Raw genomic sequence first — 18,308 nt, 5'->3', positions numbered from 1 at the left:
AGTGTTGATCCGTGAGTGATTTGAGTCATATCCGCAATTTCTCCATCATCGCCCACATTGACCATGGCAAGTCGACGCTGGCCGACCGGTTCATTCAAATGTGCGGTGGCCTTGCCGAGCGTGAAATGGAAGCCCAGGTCCTGGACTCCATGGACCTCGAGCGTGAGCGCGGCATCACCATCAAGGCCCACAGCGTTACCCTGTACTACACCGCAAAAGACGGTATCAAGTACCAGTTGAACTTCATTGACACCCCCGGCCACGTTGACTTCACCTACGAAGTCAGCCGCTCGTTGGCCGCCTGCGAAGGCGCCTTGCTGGTCGTGGACGCAGGCCAGGGTGTTGAAGCCCAGTCCGTCGCCAACTGCTACACCGCGATCGAGCAAGGCCTGGAAGTGATGCCGGTGCTGAACAAGATCGACCTGCCACAGGCCGATCCGGATCGCGTAAAAGAAGAAATCGAAAAAATCATCGGCATTGACGCCACCGACGCCGTCGAGTGCAGCGCCAAGACCGGCCTGGGCGTTGACGAAGTGCTCGAGCGTCTGGTCAAGACCATCCCAGCCCCCACCGGCAACTACGAAGATCCGCTGCAAGCGTTGATCATCGACTCCTGGTTCGACAACTACCTGGGCGTTGTCTCCCTGGTACGCGTGCGCCATGGCCGTGTGAAGAAGGGCGACAAGATCCTCGTCAAGTCCACCGGCAAGATCCACCTGGTGGACAGCGTCGGTGTATTCAACCCGAAACACACCGCGACCACCGACCTCAAGGCCGGTGAAGTGGGCTTTATCATTGCCGGTATCAAGGACATCCACGGTGCGCCGGTAGGTGACACCCTGACCTTGAGCAGCACCCCAGACGTCGACGTGCTGCCTGGCTTCAAGCGCATCCAGCCGCAGGTTTACGCCGGCCTGTTCCCGGTCAGCTCCGATGACTTCGAAGACTTCCGCGAAGCCCTGCAAAAGCTGACCCTCAACGACTCGTCGTTGCAGTACACCCCGGAAAGCTCCGACGCGCTGGGCTTCGGCTTCCGTTGCGGGTTCTTGGGCATGCTGCACATGGAGATCATCCAGGAGCGCCTGGAGCGCGAATACGACCTGGACCTGATCACCACCGCGCCAACGGTTATTTTTGAGCTGGCGCTGAAGACCGGTGAAACGATTTACGTCGATAACCCGTCCAAGCTTCCAGACCTGTCTTCCATCGAAGACATGCGCGAACCGATCGTGCGCGCCAATATTCTTGTGCCGCAAGAGCACCTGGGCAACGTCATTACCCTGTGTATCGAAAAGCGTGGCGTGCAGCACGACATGCTGTTCCTGGGTACCCAGGTGCAAGTGACCTACGATTTGCCGATGAACGAAGTGGTCCTGGACTTCTTCGACCGTCTCAAATCCACCAGTCGCGGCTATGCTTCGCTCGATTACCATTTCGACCGTTACCAATCGGCTAATCTGGTTAAGCTGGATGTGCTGATCAACGGCGACAAGGTCGATGCCCTGGCACTCATCGTGCACAAGGACAACGCGCACTACAAAGGTCGCCAGTTGACCGAGAAGATGAAAGAACTGATTCCGCGCCAGATGTTCGACGTCGCGATCCAGGCCGCCATTGGCGGGCAGATCATTGCGCGGACCTCCGTCAAGGCTCTCAGAAAGAACGTACTGGCCAAATGCTACGGCGGTGACGTAAGCCGTAAGCGCAAGCTGCTTGAGAAGCAAAAGGCCGGTAAAAAACGCATGAAGCAAGTGGGCAACGTGGAAATTCCACAAGAAGCCTTCCTTGCAGTGCTCAGGTTGGATAGTTAGGTCCTATGTCACTAAATTTCCCGCTGTTGCTGGTCATCGCCGTTGCCGTTTGCGGTCTGTTGGCGTTGCTCGATCTGGTGTTCTTCGCCCCGCGTCGTCGGGCGGCTATTGCGTCCTATCAGGGCAGCGTCAGCCAGCCCGATGCCGTGGTCGTCGAGAAGCTGAACAAAGAGCCTTTGCTGGTTGAATACGGCAAATCGTTCTTCCCGGTGTTGTTCATCGTGCTGGTGCTGCGCTCGTTCCTGGTGGAGCCGTTTCAGATCCCTTCGGGGTCGATGAAACCTACGCTGGACGTGGGCGACTTCATCCTGGTGAACAAGTTTGCCTACGGCATTCGCCTGCCGGTGATCGACAAGAAGGTCATTGAAGTCGGTGACCCGCAGCGCGGCGATGTGATGGTGTTCCGCTACCCAAGCGACCCGAACGTCAACTACATCAAGCGTGTGATCGGCCTGCCAGGCGACGTGATCCGCTACACCGGCGACAAGCGCCTGTTCATCAATGGCGAGTCGGTGGCTGAGAAGCTGATCGGTTCCGAGCCGAATTCCCTGGGCAGCGCCGAGTTGTACCAAGAGAAACTCGGCGCAGTGGAGCACGAGATCCGCAAGGAAATGTCGCGCTACCGCCAGCCTGATGGCGAGTGGAAGGTGCCTGCCGGGCACTACTTCATGATGGGCGACAACCGCGACAACTCCAATGACAGCCGTTACTGGAATGACCCCTCCATTCCCAAGGACCTGCTGGGCATGGTTCCCGACGAGAACATTGTCGGCAAGGCCTTTGCGGTCTGGATGAGTTGGCCTGAGTCCAAGCTCAGCCACCTGCCGAACTTCTCGCGAGTCGGGCTGATCAAGTAATACAGACGGCGCTGTGAACACAGCGCCGAATGCTTTTCTGGGGTTGGGACAATTATTCGCCTAGCCTCATGCAGTACCAACCAGGATTTGAATTTGAACACTGCGTCAATCGTCGATGGCCGCCGGTGCCACCAACTAGATATGGATAAACCGTGACCGTTTCTCTAGCACGTCTCGAGCGCCAGCTCGGCTACACCTTCAAGGACCAGGAATTGATGGTCCTTGCCCTCACACACCGCAGCTTTGCAGGGCGCAATAACGAGCGCCTGGAATTCCTCGGTGATGCCATCCTCAATTTTGTCGCCGGTGAAGCGCTGTTCGAGCGTTTCCCCCAAGCCCGTGAAGGCCAGCTGTCGCGCCTGCGCGCACGCCTGGTGAAGGGCGAGACCCTGGCCGTGCTGGCCCGTGGTTTCGGCTTGGGCGAGTACCTGCGCCTGGGTTCTGGCGAGTTGAAGAGCGGCGGTTTCCGGCGTGAATCGATCCTGGCCGACGCCCTTGAAGCGCTGATCGGTGCGATCTACCTCGATGCCGGCATGGAAGCGGCCAAGGAGCGGGTCACCGCCTGGCTGACCTCCGAGATCGAGAGCCTGACGCTGGTCGACACCAACAAAGACCCCAAGACCCGCCTGCAAGAGTTTTTGCAGTCCCGTGGTTGCGAACTGCCACGCTACGAAGTGGTGGATATCCAGGGCGAGCCCCATTGCCGCGTGTTCTTCGTGGAATGTGAAATCACCTTACTGAACGAAAAAAGCCGAGGTCAGGGTGTGAGCCGTCGTATTGCCGAACAGGTAGCGGCCGCTGCAGCACTGATTGCCCTGGGCGTGGAGAATGGCCATGACTGATTCAACCGCAACACGCTGTGGCTATGTTGCCATCGTCGGCCGCCCGAACGTGGGCAAGTCCACGCTGCTGAACCACATCCTCGGCCAAAAGCTCGCGATCACTTCGCGCAAGCCCCAGACCACCCGCCACAACATGCTGGGCATCAAGACCGAAGGCAATGTGCAGGCGGTGTACGTTGACACCCCGGGCATGCACAAAGGTGGCGAAAAGGCACTCAACCGCTACATGAACAAGACCGCTTCGGCGGCGTTGAAAGACGTCGATGTGGTGATCTTCGTAGTGGACCGCACCAAGTGGACCGACGAAGACCAGATGGTCCTCGAACGCGTGCAATACGTTACCGGCCCGTTGATCGTGGCGCTGAACAAGACCGACCGCATCGAAGACAAAGCCGAGCTGATGCCGCACCTGAGCTGGCTGCAGGAACAACTGCCGAACGCCCAGATCATCCCTATTTCAGCCCAGCACGGTCATAACCTTGAAGCCCTGGAGCGTGTGATCGCCGGTCACCTGCCGGAGAACGAACACTTCTTCCCGGAAGACCAGATCACCGACCGCAGCAGCCGCTTCCTCGCCGCCGAACTGGTGCGCGAGAAAATCATGCGCCAGATGGGCGCCGAGCTGCCATACCAGATCACCGTCGAAATCGAAGAGTTCAAGCAGCAGGGTAAAACCCTGCATATCCATGCGCTGATCCTCGTTGAACGTGACGGCCAGAAGAAAATCATCATTGGCGACAAGGGCGAGCGCATCAAGCGCATCGGCACCGAAGCGCGCAAGGACATGGAATTGCTGTTCGATTCCAAGATCATGCTCAACCTGTGGGTGAAGGTTAAGGGTGGTTGGTCCGATGACGAGCGTGCACTGCGCTCCCTGGGCTACGGCGACCTGTAAGAACACCGCAGGACTAAAAATGTGGGAGGGGGCTTGCTCCCGATAGCGGTAGGTCAGTTAATAAATAAGTGACTGACACACTGCCATCGGGGGCAAGCCCCCTCCCACATTCGGTTTGTGTAGTTTTCAACAATGCATTCCAGCAGTGAGACCCCATGTCCCAACCCCTCAGCCAACCCGCCTACGTCCTGCACAGCCGCGCCTACCGCGAGACCAGCGCCCTGGTGGACTTCCTCACGCCCCAAGGCCGCCTGCGCGCAGTCTTGCGCAGCGCTCGGGGCAAGGCCGGCACACAGGCACGGCCATTCGTGGCGTTGGACGTGGAGTTTCGCGGCAAGGGCGAGCTGAAAAACGTCGGTCGCCTGGAAAGCGTCGGCACCTCGGCCTGGCTCAATGGCGAAGCGCTGTTCAGCGGCCTTTATCTCAATGAACTGCTGATCCGTCTGCTGCCCGCCGAAGACCCGCATCCGGCTGTCTTTGATCACTACGCCGCGACGTTGCTCGCCCTCGCCGAAGGCCGCCCGCTGGAGCCCTTGCTGCGCGCCTTCGAATGGCGTCTGCTCGACGATTTAGGCTACGGCTTTGAACTGGCCAACGACCTGCACGGCGAGCCCATCGCCGCCGACGGCATGTATCGCCTGCAAGTGGACGCCGGCCTGGAGCGCGTTTACCTGCTGCAACCGGGCCTGTTCCAGGGCACCGAGCTGCTGGCCATGAGCGAAGCCGACTGGAGCGCGCCGGGTGCATTGTCCGCCGCCAAGCGCTTGATGCGCCAGGCCTTGGCTGTGCACTTGGGCGGACGGCCACTGGTCAGCCGCGAGTTGTTTCGAAAGCCCTGACAACCCCGTGTATGCTGTGCAGCGTTTCTTTCCCTATTCAGGAGCGCTTCCGTGACCAGCAGCAATCGCATTCTTCTTGGCGTCAACATCGACCACGTCGCTACCCTGCGCCAGGCCCGGGGCACCCGTTACCCTGATCCGGTCAAGGCCGCGCTGGACGCCGAAGAAGCGGGCGCCGACGGCATCACCGTGCACCTGCGCGAAGACCGTCGCCACATCCAGGAGCGTGATGTGCTGCTGCTCAAGGACGTGCTGCAAACCCGCATGAATTTCGAAATGGGCGTCACCGAAGAAATGATGGCGTTCGCCGAGCGCATCCGCCCGGCGCACATTTGCCTGGTGCCGGAGACCCGCCAGGAACTTACCACCGAAGGCGGCCTGGATGTGGCCGGCCAGGAAGCGCGGATCAAGGCAGCAGTGGATCGCCTGTCGCAGATCGGCAGCGAAGTCTCGCTGTTCATCGACGCCGACGAACGCCAGATCGAAGCCTCCCGCCGTGTCGGCGCGCCCGCCATCGAACTGCACACCGGCCGTTATGCCGACGCCACCACGCCGACCGAAGTGGCCGATGAGCTGCAACGCATCATCGACGGTGTCGCGGTGGGCTTGCGTGAAGGCCTGATCGTTAACGCCGGTCACGGCCTGCACTATCACAACGTCGAAGCCGTTGCTGCGATCAAGGGCATCAACGAATTGAACATCGGCCACGCCCTGGTGGCCCACGCGCTGTTCGTCGGTTTCAAAGGTGCGGTGGCTGAGATGAAAGCCCTGATCCTGGCTGCCGCCAAGGCCTGAAATAACACAGTCTAAAAGCCACTGAAGATCAAAAAATGTGGGAGCGGGCTTGCCCGCGATTGCGGTGAACCAGTCAAAGCTGCATTTGCTGACCCACCGCGATCGCGGGCAAGCCCTAATGCCAGTCAGTTAAGGGCAAACACCGTCAGTGTGGCGAGGGAGCTTGCTCCCGCTGGGCCGCGTAGCGGCCCCAAAGATGGGACTGCTGCGCAGTCCAGCGGGAGCAAGCTCCCTCGCCACAGGTTAGCTTTTACTCTTTCTAACCCTTAACTGACTGGCATTGGGGCAAGCCCACACATTTGATCTCCGGTGTATCCAGAATTCAGCCGTGCGGCAATGCGAAGCCTTACTGTTTAGGCCTTGCAGGTGTATCGTATCTGCCCTTTGCAGGCCCTGGGCCTGCGGCAGATACGTGAGGTTGTTGTGTCCCGATCCTTTTCCCGTCGACAAATCCTGGGTGGTCTTGCAGGCCTGGCCGTCGTAGGCGTCGGTGCCGGTGGCGCCTACCGCTACTGGCTGGGGAAAGTCGCCGAGGCCGAGGCAGGGCACGATTACGAACTGATCGCTGCGCCGCTGGACGTGGAGCTGGTGCCGGGCCACACAACCCAAGCCTGGGCGTTCGGCCCGTCGGCGCCAGGCACCGAGCTGCGGGTTCGTCAGGGCGAATGGCTGCGGGTGCGCTTTATCAACCACCTGCCGGTCGCCACCACCATCCATTGGCATGGCATCCGCTTGCCGCTGGAAATGGACGGCGTGCCCTACGTCTCCCAATTGCCGGTATTGCCCGGTGAATACTTCGACTACAAATTCCGCGTGCCCGATGCCGGCAGCTACTGGTATCACCCCCATGTGAACAGCAGCGAGGAGCTCGGCCGTGGTCTGGTCGGCCCGCTGATCATTGAGGAGCGTGAACCCACCGGTTTCAAGCACGAACGCACCCTGAGCCTGAAAAGTTGGCATGTGGACGAGGAGGGCGCGTTCGTGGCCTTTAGCGTGCCCCGTGAAGCGGCGCGTGGCGGTACGGCCGGGCGGTTGTCGACGATCAATGGCGTGTCCCAGGCGGTGATCGATTTGCCTGCGGGGCAGATCACCCGCGTGCGTTTGCTCAACCTCGACAACACCCTGACCTATCGCATCAATATTCCCGACGTCGAAGCGCAGATCTACGCCTTGGACGGCAACCCGGTGGAACCGCGCCCTTTGGGCAAGGAGTACTGGCTAGGCCCGGGCATGCGCATTTGCCTGGCGATCAAGGCACCGCCGGCCGGTGAAGAGTTGTCGATCCGCAACGGGCCGGTGCGCCTGGGTACCTTCCGCTCCGTGGCCAACACCGACGCGCCGACTGAATGGCCGCCCGCGTTGCCCGCCAACCCGATTGCCGAACCCGACCTGGCCAATGCCGAGAAACTCAACTTCAATTTTGAGTGGGTGGGTTCGGTGTCGGTCGAAACCGATAACGGCAAGCCGCCGAGCCTGTGGCAAATCAACGGCAAGGCCTGGGACATCACCGACAAGACCTGTGCCGACCGGCCCATCGCCAAGCTGGAGAAGGGCAAGAGCTACATCTTCGAATTGAAGAACATGACCCAGTACCAGCACCCGATCCACCTGCACGGCATGAGCTTCAAGGTGATTGCCTCGAACCGCCACAAGGTGATCCCGTACTTCACCGACACCTACCTTTTGGGCAAGAACGAACGCGCCCGCGTGGCATTGGTGGCGGATAACCCGGGGGTGTGGATGTTCCACTGCCACGTGATCGACCATATGGAAACCGGCCTGATGGCCGCCATCGAGGTGGCGTGATGCGCCAGATTCGCCCCACGGCAATCATCGACCGCAGCCGCGACCAAGACTTTATGCGCGAAGCCCTGGCCCTCGCCGCCCAAGGCGCGGCATTGGGCGAAGTACCCGTAGGCGCGGTGGTGGTGCAGGACGGTGAAATCATCGGCCGCGGCTTCAACTGCCCCATCAGCGGCAACGACCCCAGTGCCCATGCCGAGATGGTCGCCATCCGTGACGCAGCGCAGGCCATCAGCAATTACCGGTTGGTAGGCAGCACACTGTATGTGACGTTGGAACCGTGCAGCATGTGCGCCGGTTTGATCGTGCATTCACGGGTGGCGCGGGTGGTGTATGGCGCGCTGGAGCCGAAGGCCGGGGTTGTGCAAAGCCAGGGGCAGTTTTTTACCCAGGGTTTTTTGAATCACAGGGTGCTGTTTGAAGGTGGGGTGTTGGCCGAGGAGTGCGGCACCGTCCTCAGTGAGTTCTTCAAGGCTCGCCGGGCCAAGCCCCCACTCTGAAGACCACTGGAGATCAAATGTGGGAGCGGGCTTGCTCGCGAATACGGTGTGTCAGCCAAGTATAAGGTGACTGACCCACCGCATTCGCGAGCAAGCCCGCTCCCACATTTTGATCTCTGTTTCTTCAATGAGACCTCACCGCTACTTCTTGGCGATGATCACCGCCCGCATCGGCGCCGGCAGCCCTTCAATCGTCTTACTGTGATCTTCAGGGTCGAGGAAGTCACTCAACGACTGATACTTCATCCATTCAGTCCCCCGCTGTTCCTCGACGGTCGTCACGCTCACATCCACACACCGCACCTCACTGAACCCGGCACGCCGCAGCCACAGCATCAACGCCGGCACCGACGGCAGGAACCACACGTTACGCATCTGCGCGTAACGGTCTTCCGGCACCAGCACTTGTTGCTGATCGCCTTCCACCACGAGGGTTTCCAACACCAGCTCACCACCCTTGACCAGGGTGTCTTTCAGCGCGAGCAAATGCTCGATGGGCGAACGTCGGTGGTAGAACACCCCCATGGAAAACACCGTATCGAAACCTTCGAGATTCGCCGGCAGGTCTTCAAACGGGAACGGCAGATGCCAGGCCTTCGGCTCGGACAGGTAGCGCTGCACCGCCTGGAACTGGCAGAAGAACAACCAGTTCGGGTCCACGCCAATCACGCTGTCGGCCCCGGCGCCAAGCATGCGCCACATGTAGTAACCGTTGCCGCAGCCCACATCGAGGATACGCTTGCCCTTCAAGTTCAAGTGCGGTGCAACGCGGGACCACTTCCAGTCCGAACGCCACTCGGTGTCCACATGCACGCCGAACAGGTTGAAAGGGCCTTTGCGCCACGGGCTCAGGCCCATCAGCGCGGCGTGCATCTGCGCACGGGTGTCGGCGTCGCAATCGGTGTCCAGGGTCAGGCCGTTGAGCAGATCCACTTCGCTGGGAAGGATCTTCGGCAGCGCATCCAACGCACTCTGCCAGCGCTCCAGGTCGCCATGACCTTTTTCCATCTTGCTATCGAGTTGCGCTTGCAGGCCTTGGGCCCACACGGCCAGGGGAGTGCCGACCAAATGGCGGGCGAGGGGGGACAGATCAATCATGGCAAGGCAATCAACGAGGCAAAGTTAAGACACTGGAACCACGGCACGACTTTCGAGAACCCCGCCGCCAGCAGGCGTTGGCGGTGTTCTTCGAGGCTGTCGGGCTTCATGACGTTTTCGATGGCGCTGCGCTTCTGGGCGATTTCCAGTTCGCTGTAGCCGTTGGCGCGTTTGAACGCGATATGCAGGTCGGTGAGCAGCGCGTGTTCCTCGACATCGTTGAAGCGCAGCTTCTCCGAGAGGATCAACGCGCCGCCCGGCAACAACGATTGGCGGATGCGCGTGAGCAAGGCCAGGCGTTCATCGGGGGCGATAAATTGCAGGGTGAAGTTCAGCGCCACCACCGAGGCCGGTTGGAACTGCAACGCGAGGATATCGCCCTCGACCACCTCCACCGGCAGCAGCTCCTGGAACATCGAGTCCTGGCCATTGAGGTATTCACGGCAGCGCTCAACCATCGCCGCCGAGTTATCCACCGCGATTACCCGGCAGCCATCGGTGCGCACATGGCGGCGCAGGGCCTGGGTGACGGCGCCGAGGGATGAACCCAGGTCGTAGAGCAGGCTATTGGGCTGGGCGAACTGCGCGGCCAGCACGCCGAGGTTCTCGACGATGGTGGGGTAGCCGGGCACCGAGCGCTTGATCATGTCGGGGAACACCCGCACCACGTCCTCGTTAAAGGCGAAGTCCGGCACCTGGGGCAGGGGCTGGGCGAATAGGCGATCGGGTTCTTTGCTCACGGTTGTTCCGGCGTTGATGGGGAAAGGCCGGCATTTTAGCTAAATTGGCGAACATTCGCGCGGATTGTCTGATGATACGTGTAGTTAGGCAGGAAACGTTCTTAGACTGTAGTTGTGTCTATTGGCGTTCCCCGCAGAGATTACGAGTGGTGTTTGACGAAGATTTCGGAATGTCCGGTGAGTGGAATGGTCTCCCCTTCATGGCTTCTAACATTGACACTGAATTCAATCTTGAAGTGTTCAAGAGCACCGTCGCGATGGGCCTCCACTTTTACCACGCCATCAATCGCGGTGTACAAAATGAGACTCGGAAAAAAAGGCGTTGCGTTAGAGACGGTATACGAGAACCCATGAAATAGACCACCTGATCCGTTTGCTGGGTATTCACCGCTCGGAATATCCTTGTCTAACAACAGTTCCAAAGACCTATTGCTTTGAGTGGAGTTAGGGTTTTGGGTTATTACGAAGCCGTAAGTGCTGAAGGGTGAATGAAGTTCAATGCTCCGACTAACAAACGTTGTCGCATCAGGTGCGATGACTACTGTATCGGCCGACAGTGAAACCCGATAATCGGCTCGCTTGTTCTGTTTAGTGGCCTTCATGCTTTTATTCCTGCTAAGAGTGAGTGATGAGAACCGTGATATAGCACGCCGTACCGGCTTCACTGCCCCGGCGGTTTGCCGGGGGGAGACCTTCGTCATTTTTTGGAAGTGGAACTCGTATCAATATCGAAATCGCCGACTACCTCAATAGTGTTTTTGGGCGGGAAGATGTTTACCGCAGTGAAGCGGAAGTGGCCTTTGTAAAGACCACGTTTACGGTCAACGTTAATGCTCACACTGCCTTTACGAGTGTCATAGTGTGCGGGAGCCGCGTGCGCAGCGCCTCCGAGTACGGGAATCTCAGTGCTTGGATAATCATATTCGCCGCTCTGTATATCCGACATCAACTGAATATTGATAAGGCGCAGTGTGCGCTCTGAGTTGTTCTGCACACCTGCAATAGCAATCTTCCCATCCTTATCATCCAGATGAACCTCATCGGCATTGAAGTGCTCCACATCGTTAATCAATGCGGCCAATGTGTTCGGTGCTTTCTCGTTAGTTTTACGGGTGGCCATGATCTAACCCTCTTGACCCACTCGCCCACCTGATTGTGTGCGCTGCCCATGAACGGTAAAGGTAGCCAACCCGGCTGGGTAACTGTCAGAAGTACCAGTTCTATAGACGTTTTTATTCTATCTAAGGTGCGGGAAAGTTATGGGGGGCAGTGTTTCAGGGATGGCAGATGGGGTACCTGTTAAGTTTGACAGTAGACGGGTGGTTGGCGCGCGCCTAGATTCGGGGTGGCTAACTATTTATCGAGGATGGAACCATGAGCCTGAAACTGGTGGTATCCGACAAAAAGCTGAAAGCGATGCTGGCGAAGATCAACAAGGATAAGAGGATTACCCCTGTCGAGTTTTCCGAACTGAGGAAATACGTTGATGATTTAGCTGCGGGTAGCGCGACAATACATGTGCGGGACAGCATGCGGGTTCTCTGCAATGCCTGCGATATCCTGGCCGATATCATGAAAATTCTGTACATGGAGTGGCTGGCACGTGACTGCTTGGTTCCCAACAAAGACCCTGCCCAAGATGCCAAGCAACGTGCAGAAGTGAATGCGCTTCTACAGGCGGTTCAAGGCCAGTTGATCTACGTCATCAAGAGTTATGACTTCACGCTTGGGAAGGGTGAGGCTGCTCTCCAAACGCCGAAGCCGTAATCCCCCACTGGCCTAGCCAATAAGTGACGATCAGCAAATAGGGCGCCGCCTCGAACGCGATCACAAAGCGGTTGATACCGATCAGCGTGTCAGAAAACACAAACGACGCCGCCCCCGCCGGCGCCAGCTGCGCCGAACGTCTCGGCACGTCGCTGCCCAACCGTGCGAGCGCGCGCCAAAGCATGGCGCTGATCACCAGCGCATACACCACCACCGGAATCAGCAAGTCGCCGAGGCCGTGGGAAATCAGAATGCTCAGCAGGATCGCGCCCACGCCCAATGCCAACACCAGCGGCAGCAGCGCCAAACGGCGGCAGTCGCTGAAATAGGCTTTCAAGTACGCCAAGTGCGCACATAAAAACGCGCCAAGACCAAAGATGAACAGATCAGCCGGCCAAGCGAGCAGCACATCGCCCACCACGGAAAAAATCAGCCCCAGGCTGATCCAGCGTCGGTAGTCGGTGGGCGGCGCATCATGCAGCCAACCCAGCAGGGCCAACACCGGCAGCGGCTTGACCAGCAGGCACAGTAACGTGGCATGGGTGGTCAGGCCGTAGATAAAGGTGCCGGCGCCCATCAACGCAAGAATCAGCCAGGGCATATCAGTTCACCGTAATGGCGCAATCGAAGGTTTCGGCTGGTTCCGCTTCGGGCTCCCAAGGTTGTTGGGAGGTCAGGCGCAGACGCCCCTGGCCAGCCGCGAAGGCCTGGAAGCGCCAGGTCGATTGGCCGCCGCCACCGATTACGCCGGATTCCGAACTGCTGTAGACCTCAGGGCTCAGCGCGCGCAGCACGCCGCCGGCCGAATCCTGGATGGCCCAGCGGTAGCCGGTGGTGGGGTTGCTGGGCAGCGTGAGAATCAGGTTTTGCCCGGTTTTCAGCGCAAGCGGGCAAGCGCTCTGGTTGTCCACGGTGATGTTTTGCTTCGGCGCACTGGCGCACGCAGTCAGCAGGGCAAGGCCCAAGGGGAGAAGCAGACGGGCAGCGGTCATGGGGGCTCCGTTCATTTACGACGAAGGGCGAGCATAACCGAAGATGAGACAAGGTGTGACAGGGTGGGTTTTTGTGTTGGCTGGTCTGGCCTCTTCGCGAGCAAGCCCGCTCCCACATTTGATCGCGTTCCAAAGGATGTACTCGGTCGAATGTGGGAGCGGGCTTGCTCGCGAAAGGGCCAGACCAGGCGCTACATAACTGTCAGAAAAGCACCTTCGCCACATCCGCAAACCGCTTGGCAAAGTGCACCGTCATACCTTCCTTCAAGTACTCCGGCAACTCTTCATAACTGCCACGGTTCGGCTCCGGCAGGATCAGTTCATGGATCTTCTGGCGCCGCGCCGCAATCACCTTCTCGCGTACCCCGCCAATCGGCAGCACATGCCCGGTCAGCGTCAACTCGCCGGTCATGGCCACGCCTTTCTTCGGCGGTTGGTTGCGCGCCAACGACAACAGCGCACTGGCCATGGTCACTCCAGCGCTCGGGCCGTCCTTGGGCGTGGCGCCTTCCGGTACGTGCAAGTGCACGAAGGCTTCGTCGAAGAACTTCGCATCACCGCCAAACGACTTCAGGTTTGAGCTGATGTAGCTGTAGGCAATTTCGGCAGACTCCTTCATCACTTCACCCAATTGCCCGGTGAGCTTGAAGCCACGGTTGAGCGTATGAATACGCGTCGCTTCAATCGGCAAGGTGGCGCCGCCCATGCTGGTCCAGGCCAGGCCTGTGATCACACCGGTGCCGGACAGCACTTGCTCATTGCGGAACACTGGCGTGCCGAGGGAGCTTTCCAGGTCCTTGTTGCCGATCTTGATCACCGAGTTCGGCTCATCCAGCAACTTGACCACCGCCTTGCGCACCAGTTTGCCCAGCTGTTTCTCCAACTGGCGCACCCCGGCTTCGCGTGCGTAACCGTCGATCAATGCACGCAACGCGCCGTCGCTGATGCTCAGGCTGGTTTTCGATACGCCGGCTTTTTCCAGCTGTTTGGGCCACAGGTGGCGCTTGGCGATGGCGACTTTTTCTTCGGTGATATAGCCCGACAGGCGAATCACTTCCATCCGGTCTAGCAACGGGCCGGGAATGGAGTCCAGGGTGTTGGCGGTGCACACGAACAGCACTTTGGACAGGTCCAGGCGCAGGTCCAGGTAGTGGTCGAGGAATTCGACGTTCTGTTCCGGGTCCAGGGTCTCCAGCAAGGCTGAGGCTGGGTCGCCTTGGAAGCTCTGACCCATCTTGTCGATCTCGTCGAGCATGATCACCGGGTTCATCACTTCCACATCTTTAAGCGCCTGCACCAGTTTGCCTGGCAGAGCGCCGATGTAGGTGCGGCGATGGCCCTTGATCTCGGCCTCATCGCGCATGCCGCCGACGCTGAACCGGTAGAACGGCCGCCCCAGGGATTCGGCGATGGATTTGCCCACGCTGGTCTTGCCCACGCCCGGCGGCCCCACCAGCAACACAATGGAGCCGGCGACTTCGCCTTTGTACGCGCCCACCGCGAGGAATTCGAGGATGCGGCTCTTGATATCGTCCAGGCCCGCATGGTGTTTATCCAGCACCTTGCGCGCATGTTTCAGGTCGAGCTTGTCTTCGCCATATACGCCCCATGGCACCGAGGTGGCCCAGTCCAGGTAATTGCGGGTGACGGCGTATTCCGGCGAGCCGGTTTCCAGGATCGACAGTTTGTTCAGCTCTTCATCGATGCGTTTTTGCGCCTGGGCCGGCAGGGTCTTGCCTTCGAGGCGTTGCTCGAACTGTTCGACATCGGCGCTGCGGTCGTCCTTGGTCAACCCCAGTTCCTGCTGGATGACCTTGAGCTGTTCCTTGAGGAAAAACTCGCGCTGGTGCTCGCCGATCTTGCGGTTCACCTCGGCGGACAGTTCTTTTTGCAGGCGTGCGACTTCCACCTCTTTGCGCAGCATCGGCAGCACTTTTTCCATGCGCTTGAGCATGGGCACGCAGTCCAGCACTTCCTGCAACTCGTTGCCAGTGGCCGAGGTCAACGCGGCAGCGAAGTCGGTAAGGGGCGACGGGTCGTTGGGGCTGAAGCGGTTGAGGTAGTTCTTCAACTCTTCGCTGTACAGCGGGTTGAGTGGCAGCAGTTCCTTGATCGCATTGATCAGCGCCATGCCGTAGGCCTTCACTTCATCGGTGGGCTCGGAGGGCTGGTGCGGGTATTCGACTTCCACCAGGTACGGTGGGCGGTGGTGCTTGAGCCAGGTCTTGATGCGCACGCGGGTCAGGCCCTGGGCGACAAACTGCAGCTTGCCGTTCTCGCGGCTGGCGTGGTGCACCTTCACCAGGGTGCCGTACAGCGGCAGGGCGGAGGTGTCGAAGTGCCGTGGGTCTTCGGGCGGTGTGTCCATGAAAAACAGGGCAAGGGAATGGTGTTCGGATTTGCTCACCAGCTCCAAGGTTTCGGCCCAGGGCTCCTCGTTGACGATCACCGGCAACACTTGCGCCGGGAAGAACGGCCGATTGTGGATCGGAATGATGTAGACCTTGTCCGGCAGGTTCTGCCCAGGCAGAGCCAGGCCGGTGTTAGATGACGGGGATTCAGCGTTTTCGGGGTCGGCGTAGTCGTTCAGGTCGTAATCGGGGAAGGCTTGCTGGTCGCTCATGGGGCACCTGCATAAGGAAGTATGGAGGTTAGATGGGGCGGGGCAGCGGTGGTTTCAATGGTCAGGTGCAGTTAGCAACAAATTGCATGAAATCAACTGATTTTGTGGAGGTAGGAAGGCAAAGGCTGTTCCGGCAGCACCGACAACACCTTCAAGCGCTGCAACATCCGTTGCCTGGCCCGCTGCAAATGCTCGCGCAGATTCAATGCCGCCGCATCAAACGCCCCATGCAGCAACAACTCCAGAATCAAGCGATGTTCGGCTAACATCGCCGGATCGGCACCGATCCCCAGCAAGCGGTAGAAAATTCGGCTGATGATCATCGGGCTCTGGCCCTGGCGGATCAACGCGGCGATCTTGCGGTTTTGCAACCCGGCCAGGCAACGCTGGTGTAAATCCTCTTCGATCTGCTCGATGGCCTCCAGGCTGCAGTGGGGGCTGTCCTGGGCGTCCAGCACCCGTTGCAACATGGCTTCGAGCAGCTCGCGGTCGAGGTTTGGTGCGCTTTGGCGCAGGGCTTCGGGCTCCAGGCAGGCGCGCAGTTCGTAGTCTTCAGTGACTTCTCGCGCGGTCAGCGGCCCGGCCAGCCACTGGGAATAGGGCTCTTTTTCTACCAGGCCACGGTCGCGCAGGCGCATCAGCGCTTCACGTACCACCGCGCGACTGACGCCGTAATGGTCGGCGGCGGCTTGCTCATCCAGGCGGTAATGGCCGAAGGCAATGCAGGTGGACAGTGCCGCGCCGATTTCTTCGACGATGCGTTCGCCCAGTGGCCGCGTGTCCACCAGTTCATCTTCGCCATTGAGCCCCAGGTGCGCATGGCTCAAGGGCAGGCGCAACGGCTCCATGGCCAGGCCTTCGGGGTTGATCAGGTAACCCCGGCCATTGAAGCGGCAGATCAGGCCTTCGGCATGCAGCAGGTCCAGCGCCTTGCGCACCGGTACGCGGCTGGTGCCGAACAGTTCGGCCAGCGGGGCTTCCAGCAACACCAGGCCATGGCGGGCGGTGCCGTTGACGATCGCGTCACGCAATACCTGGTGAATCATCGCGTAGCGGGAGGCCGAGGCGGACACTGCTTTCATCGCTTTCTCTGGTGCACGTAGGACGGTGGCCGGGGATTCTCTCATAAGTTGTGCCTGTCACCCTGCGCCACGTCGGTGGCACTTTTTTGGGGCCTTGAATGTAGGAATGTTACTTTTCTGCACCAAAATGTACTTATTAATAAAAGATACATTATTTCATTGAGGGCGCTTCCTCGCGTCCAGACAAGATTTTTTTCCCTCGATCAAAACCATCTATCCCGTAGCTCTGGGCTAAAAAGCCGAACCCCGCCCACGGCGACATACTGAGACTGGCACGAAAGCTGCCTTTGTAAAATGTATATTTTATTAATATGTACGTTTTGTGAGGGTCATCCTGATGTCAGACGCCACTTCCATGGCCGAGGATTTCGCCAGCGGTCGCAGCGACCCGGTGCAAGCCCTCGAACAGGCACTCGCCAGCGCCGATCAATCCTCAGGGGTGTTCATCTCCCTGACCGCTGAGCGCGCCCGCCGTGAAGCCCAGGCTTCTGCCGCTCGCTGGCGCGCCGGCCAGCCCTTGAGTGTGTTCGATGGCGTGCCCCTGGCCTGGAAAGACCTGTTTGACGTAGCCGGCAGCATCACCACCGCTGGCGCCGCCTACCGCCGCAATGCCCCCGCCGCTTTGCTCGATGCCCCCAGCGTCGGCCTGTTGTGCCGAGCCGGCATGGTCAGCGTAGGCAAGACCAACCTCAGCGAACTGGCCTATTCCGGCCTTGGCCTGAACCCGCACTTCGGCACGCCCCATAACCCTCACGGCAGCGACCAACCGCGCATCCCCGGCGGCTCATCCTCGGGTTCGGCCGTGGCCGTCGCGGCCGGGATCGTGCCCATCGCCATGGGCACCGACACCGCCGGTTCCATCCGCATTCCAGCAGCGTTCAACGGCCTGGTGGGCTATCGCAGCAGCAGCCGACGCTACAGCCGTGACGGCGTGTTCCCCCTGGCCCATACCCTCGACAGCCTCGGCCCGCTGACCCGCAGTGTGCGCGATGCGCTGGCCATCGACGACTTGCTCCACGGTCGCCGCCAAACCCACAGCGCCCGCAGCCTCAAAGGCCAACGTTTTGTGCTGGCGCAACACGACGTGGAGCCCGCCGTGGGCAACAACCTGCTGCGTACCGTTGAACAGTTGAAGGCCCAAGGCGCGCTGATCGAAGAACGTGAATGTGCCGCTTTCCAAGCCACCCTTGAGCTGATCAAACACCACGGCTGGCTCGGCTCGTTTGAAGCCTTCGCCCTGCACCAAACCTTGCTCGACAGCCCCGACGCCGAACACCTCGACCCCCGCGTGCGCCGCCGCCTCGAAGCCGCCCGCACGTTGCCCGCCAGCCAATTGCTGCACCTGCTCGACGCCCGTCGCCGCCTGCAACAGCAACTGCTGGACGACCTCGACGGCGCCATTCTGATCACCCCCACCGTCGCCCATGTCGCGCCTGCCTTGGCGCCGCTGGAAGCCGACGATGACCTGTTCGTCACAACCAACCTCGCCACCCTGCGCCTGACCATGCCCGGCAGTTTTCTGGACATGCCCGGCGTGAACCTGCCCAGCGGCTGCGATGCCCAGGGCTTGCCCACCGGGCTGCTGCTCAGCGCCCCGACGGGGGAAGACGCTCGCCTGTTGCGCGCGGCGTTGTCCGTCGAATCCGTACTTAACGTTTAAGGAG

At 59.8% G+C, this 18,308-nt stretch carries 18 protein-coding genes; 10 read left to right on the top strand and 8 right to left on the bottom strand.

Annotation, left to right across the window (positions count from 1 at the left end; genetic code table 11):
• Positions 1–11 precede the first annotated feature (11 nt).
• The 8 genes from lepA to tadA all read left to right on the top strand — a co-directional run bounded on the left by lepA (position 12) and on the right by tadA (position 8,342).
• On the top strand, positions 12–1,811 hold the full coding sequence (gene lepA, locus ACLD1Y_RS14715) for a translation elongation factor 4 (RefSeq protein ID WP_003210439.1): 1,800 nt from the start codon (positions 12–14) through the stop codon (positions 1,809–1,811).
• A 5-nt stretch (positions 1,812–1,816) separates the two neighbouring features.
• A complete protein-coding gene (gene lepB, locus ACLD1Y_RS14710; RefSeq protein WP_429478626.1) occupies positions 1,817–2,668 on the top strand; it encodes a signal peptidase I in 852 nt (283 codons plus the stop codon).
• A 152-nt stretch (positions 2,669–2,820) separates the two neighbouring features.
• Positions 2,821–3,510, top strand: a complete 690-nt coding sequence (gene rnc / locus ACLD1Y_RS14705; RefSeq protein WP_012722401.1) for a ribonuclease III — start codon at positions 2,821–2,823, stop codon at positions 3,508–3,510.
• A complete protein-coding gene (gene era, locus ACLD1Y_RS14700) occupies positions 3,503–4,405 on the top strand; it encodes a GTPase Era (protein WP_017734281.1) in 903 nt (300 codons plus the stop codon). The genes rnc and era overlap by 8 nt, the downstream gene beginning before the upstream one ends.
• A gap of 155 nt (positions 4,406–4,560) precedes the next feature.
• Positions 4,561–5,244, top strand: coding sequence for a DNA repair protein RecO (recO, locus tag ACLD1Y_RS14695; protein ID WP_135287579.1), 684 nt, complete (start codon positions 4,561–4,563; stop codon positions 5,242–5,244).
• A gap of 51 nt (positions 5,245–5,295) precedes the next feature.
• Entirely contained in the window at positions 5,296–6,039 is a 744-nt protein-coding gene (gene pdxJ / locus ACLD1Y_RS14690; protein WP_257784104.1) for a pyridoxine 5'-phosphate synthase, read from the top strand.
• Positions 6,040–6,462: 423 nt separating this feature from the next.
• Positions 6,463–7,845, top strand: coding sequence for a multicopper oxidase family protein (locus ACLD1Y_RS14685; RefSeq protein WP_429478625.1), 1,383 nt, complete (start codon positions 6,463–6,465; stop codon positions 7,843–7,845).
• Positions 7,845–8,342, top strand: coding sequence for a tRNA adenosine(34) deaminase TadA (gene tadA / locus ACLD1Y_RS14680; protein WP_429478624.1), 498 nt, complete (start codon positions 7,845–7,847; stop codon positions 8,340–8,342). Before ACLD1Y_RS14685 ends, tadA begins: the two co-directional genes overlap by 1 nt.
• Before the next feature lie 141 nt (positions 8,343–8,483).
• Here the strand turns inward: tadA and cmoB are convergent, their stop codons facing one another.
• The 4 genes from cmoB to ACLD1Y_RS14660 all read right to left on the bottom strand — a co-directional run bounded on the left by cmoB (position 8,484) and on the right by ACLD1Y_RS14660 (position 11,300).
• Positions 8,484–9,440, bottom strand: a complete 957-nt coding sequence (gene cmoB / locus ACLD1Y_RS14675) for a tRNA 5-methoxyuridine(34)/uridine 5-oxyacetic acid(34) synthase CmoB (protein ID WP_429478623.1) — start codon at positions 9,438–9,440, stop codon at positions 8,484–8,486.
• Positions 9,437–10,180, bottom strand: a complete 744-nt coding sequence (gene cmoA / locus ACLD1Y_RS14670; protein ID WP_429478622.1) for a carboxy-S-adenosyl-L-methionine synthase CmoA — start codon at positions 10,178–10,180, stop codon at positions 9,437–9,439. The genes cmoB and cmoA overlap by 4 nt, the downstream gene beginning before the upstream one ends.
• Before the next feature lie 140 nt (positions 10,181–10,320).
• Positions 10,321–10,782: a hypothetical protein gene (locus ACLD1Y_RS14665; RefSeq protein ID WP_429478621.1), complete on the bottom strand. Its 462-nt coding sequence runs from the start codon at positions 10,780–10,782 to the stop codon at positions 10,321–10,323.
• A gap of 95 nt (positions 10,783–10,877) precedes the next feature.
• Positions 10,878–11,300, bottom strand: a complete 423-nt coding sequence (locus ACLD1Y_RS14660) for a hypothetical protein (RefSeq protein WP_429478620.1) — start codon at positions 11,298–11,300, stop codon at positions 10,878–10,880.
• 254 nt (positions 11,301–11,554) lie between these two features.
• Between ACLD1Y_RS14660 and ACLD1Y_RS14655 the strand changes: the two genes are divergently transcribed.
• Positions 11,555–11,947 (top strand): hypothetical protein, encoded by a 393-nt coding sequence (locus ACLD1Y_RS14655; protein ID WP_429478619.1) that lies wholly within the window; start codon positions 11,555–11,557, stop codon positions 11,945–11,947.
• Here ACLD1Y_RS14655 and ACLD1Y_RS14650 read toward each other — a convergent pair.
• The 4 genes from ACLD1Y_RS14650 to ACLD1Y_RS14635 form a co-directional block, all read right to left on the bottom strand.
• On the bottom strand, positions 11,901–12,548 hold the full coding sequence (locus tag ACLD1Y_RS14650; RefSeq protein WP_429478618.1) for a lysoplasmalogenase: 648 nt from the start codon (positions 12,546–12,548) through the stop codon (positions 11,901–11,903). The genes ACLD1Y_RS14655 and ACLD1Y_RS14650 overlap by 47 nt on opposite strands.
• Position 12,549: 1 nt before the next feature.
• Positions 12,550–12,939: a protease inhibitor I42 family protein gene (locus tag ACLD1Y_RS14645; RefSeq protein ID WP_429478617.1), complete on the bottom strand. Its 390-nt coding sequence runs from the start codon at positions 12,937–12,939 to the stop codon at positions 12,550–12,552.
• Between the two features lie 202 nt (positions 12,940–13,141).
• Positions 13,142–15,562: an endopeptidase La gene (gene lon, locus ACLD1Y_RS14640; protein WP_429478616.1), complete on the bottom strand. Its 2,421-nt coding sequence runs from the start codon at positions 15,560–15,562 to the stop codon at positions 13,142–13,144.
• 92 nt (positions 15,563–15,654) lie between these two features.
• Positions 15,655–16,644: a GntR family transcriptional regulator gene (locus ACLD1Y_RS14635; RefSeq protein WP_185707695.1), complete on the bottom strand. Its 990-nt coding sequence runs from the start codon at positions 16,642–16,644 to the stop codon at positions 15,655–15,657.
• A 337-nt stretch (positions 16,645–16,981) separates the two neighbouring features.
• Between ACLD1Y_RS14635 and ACLD1Y_RS14630 the strand changes: the two genes are divergently transcribed.
• Complete coding sequence (locus ACLD1Y_RS14630; protein WP_429478615.1) at positions 16,982–18,304, top strand: amidase; 1,323 nt, start codon at positions 16,982–16,984, stop codon at positions 18,302–18,304.
• Positions 18,305–18,308 lie beyond the last annotated feature (4 nt).

The organism is Pseudomonas sp. 18175, assembly GCF_050432925.1.
Lineage (GTDB): Bacteria > Pseudomonadota > Gammaproteobacteria > Pseudomonadales > Pseudomonadaceae > Aquipseudomonas.
This window is presented reverse-complemented; position numbering and strand designations above follow the sequence as displayed.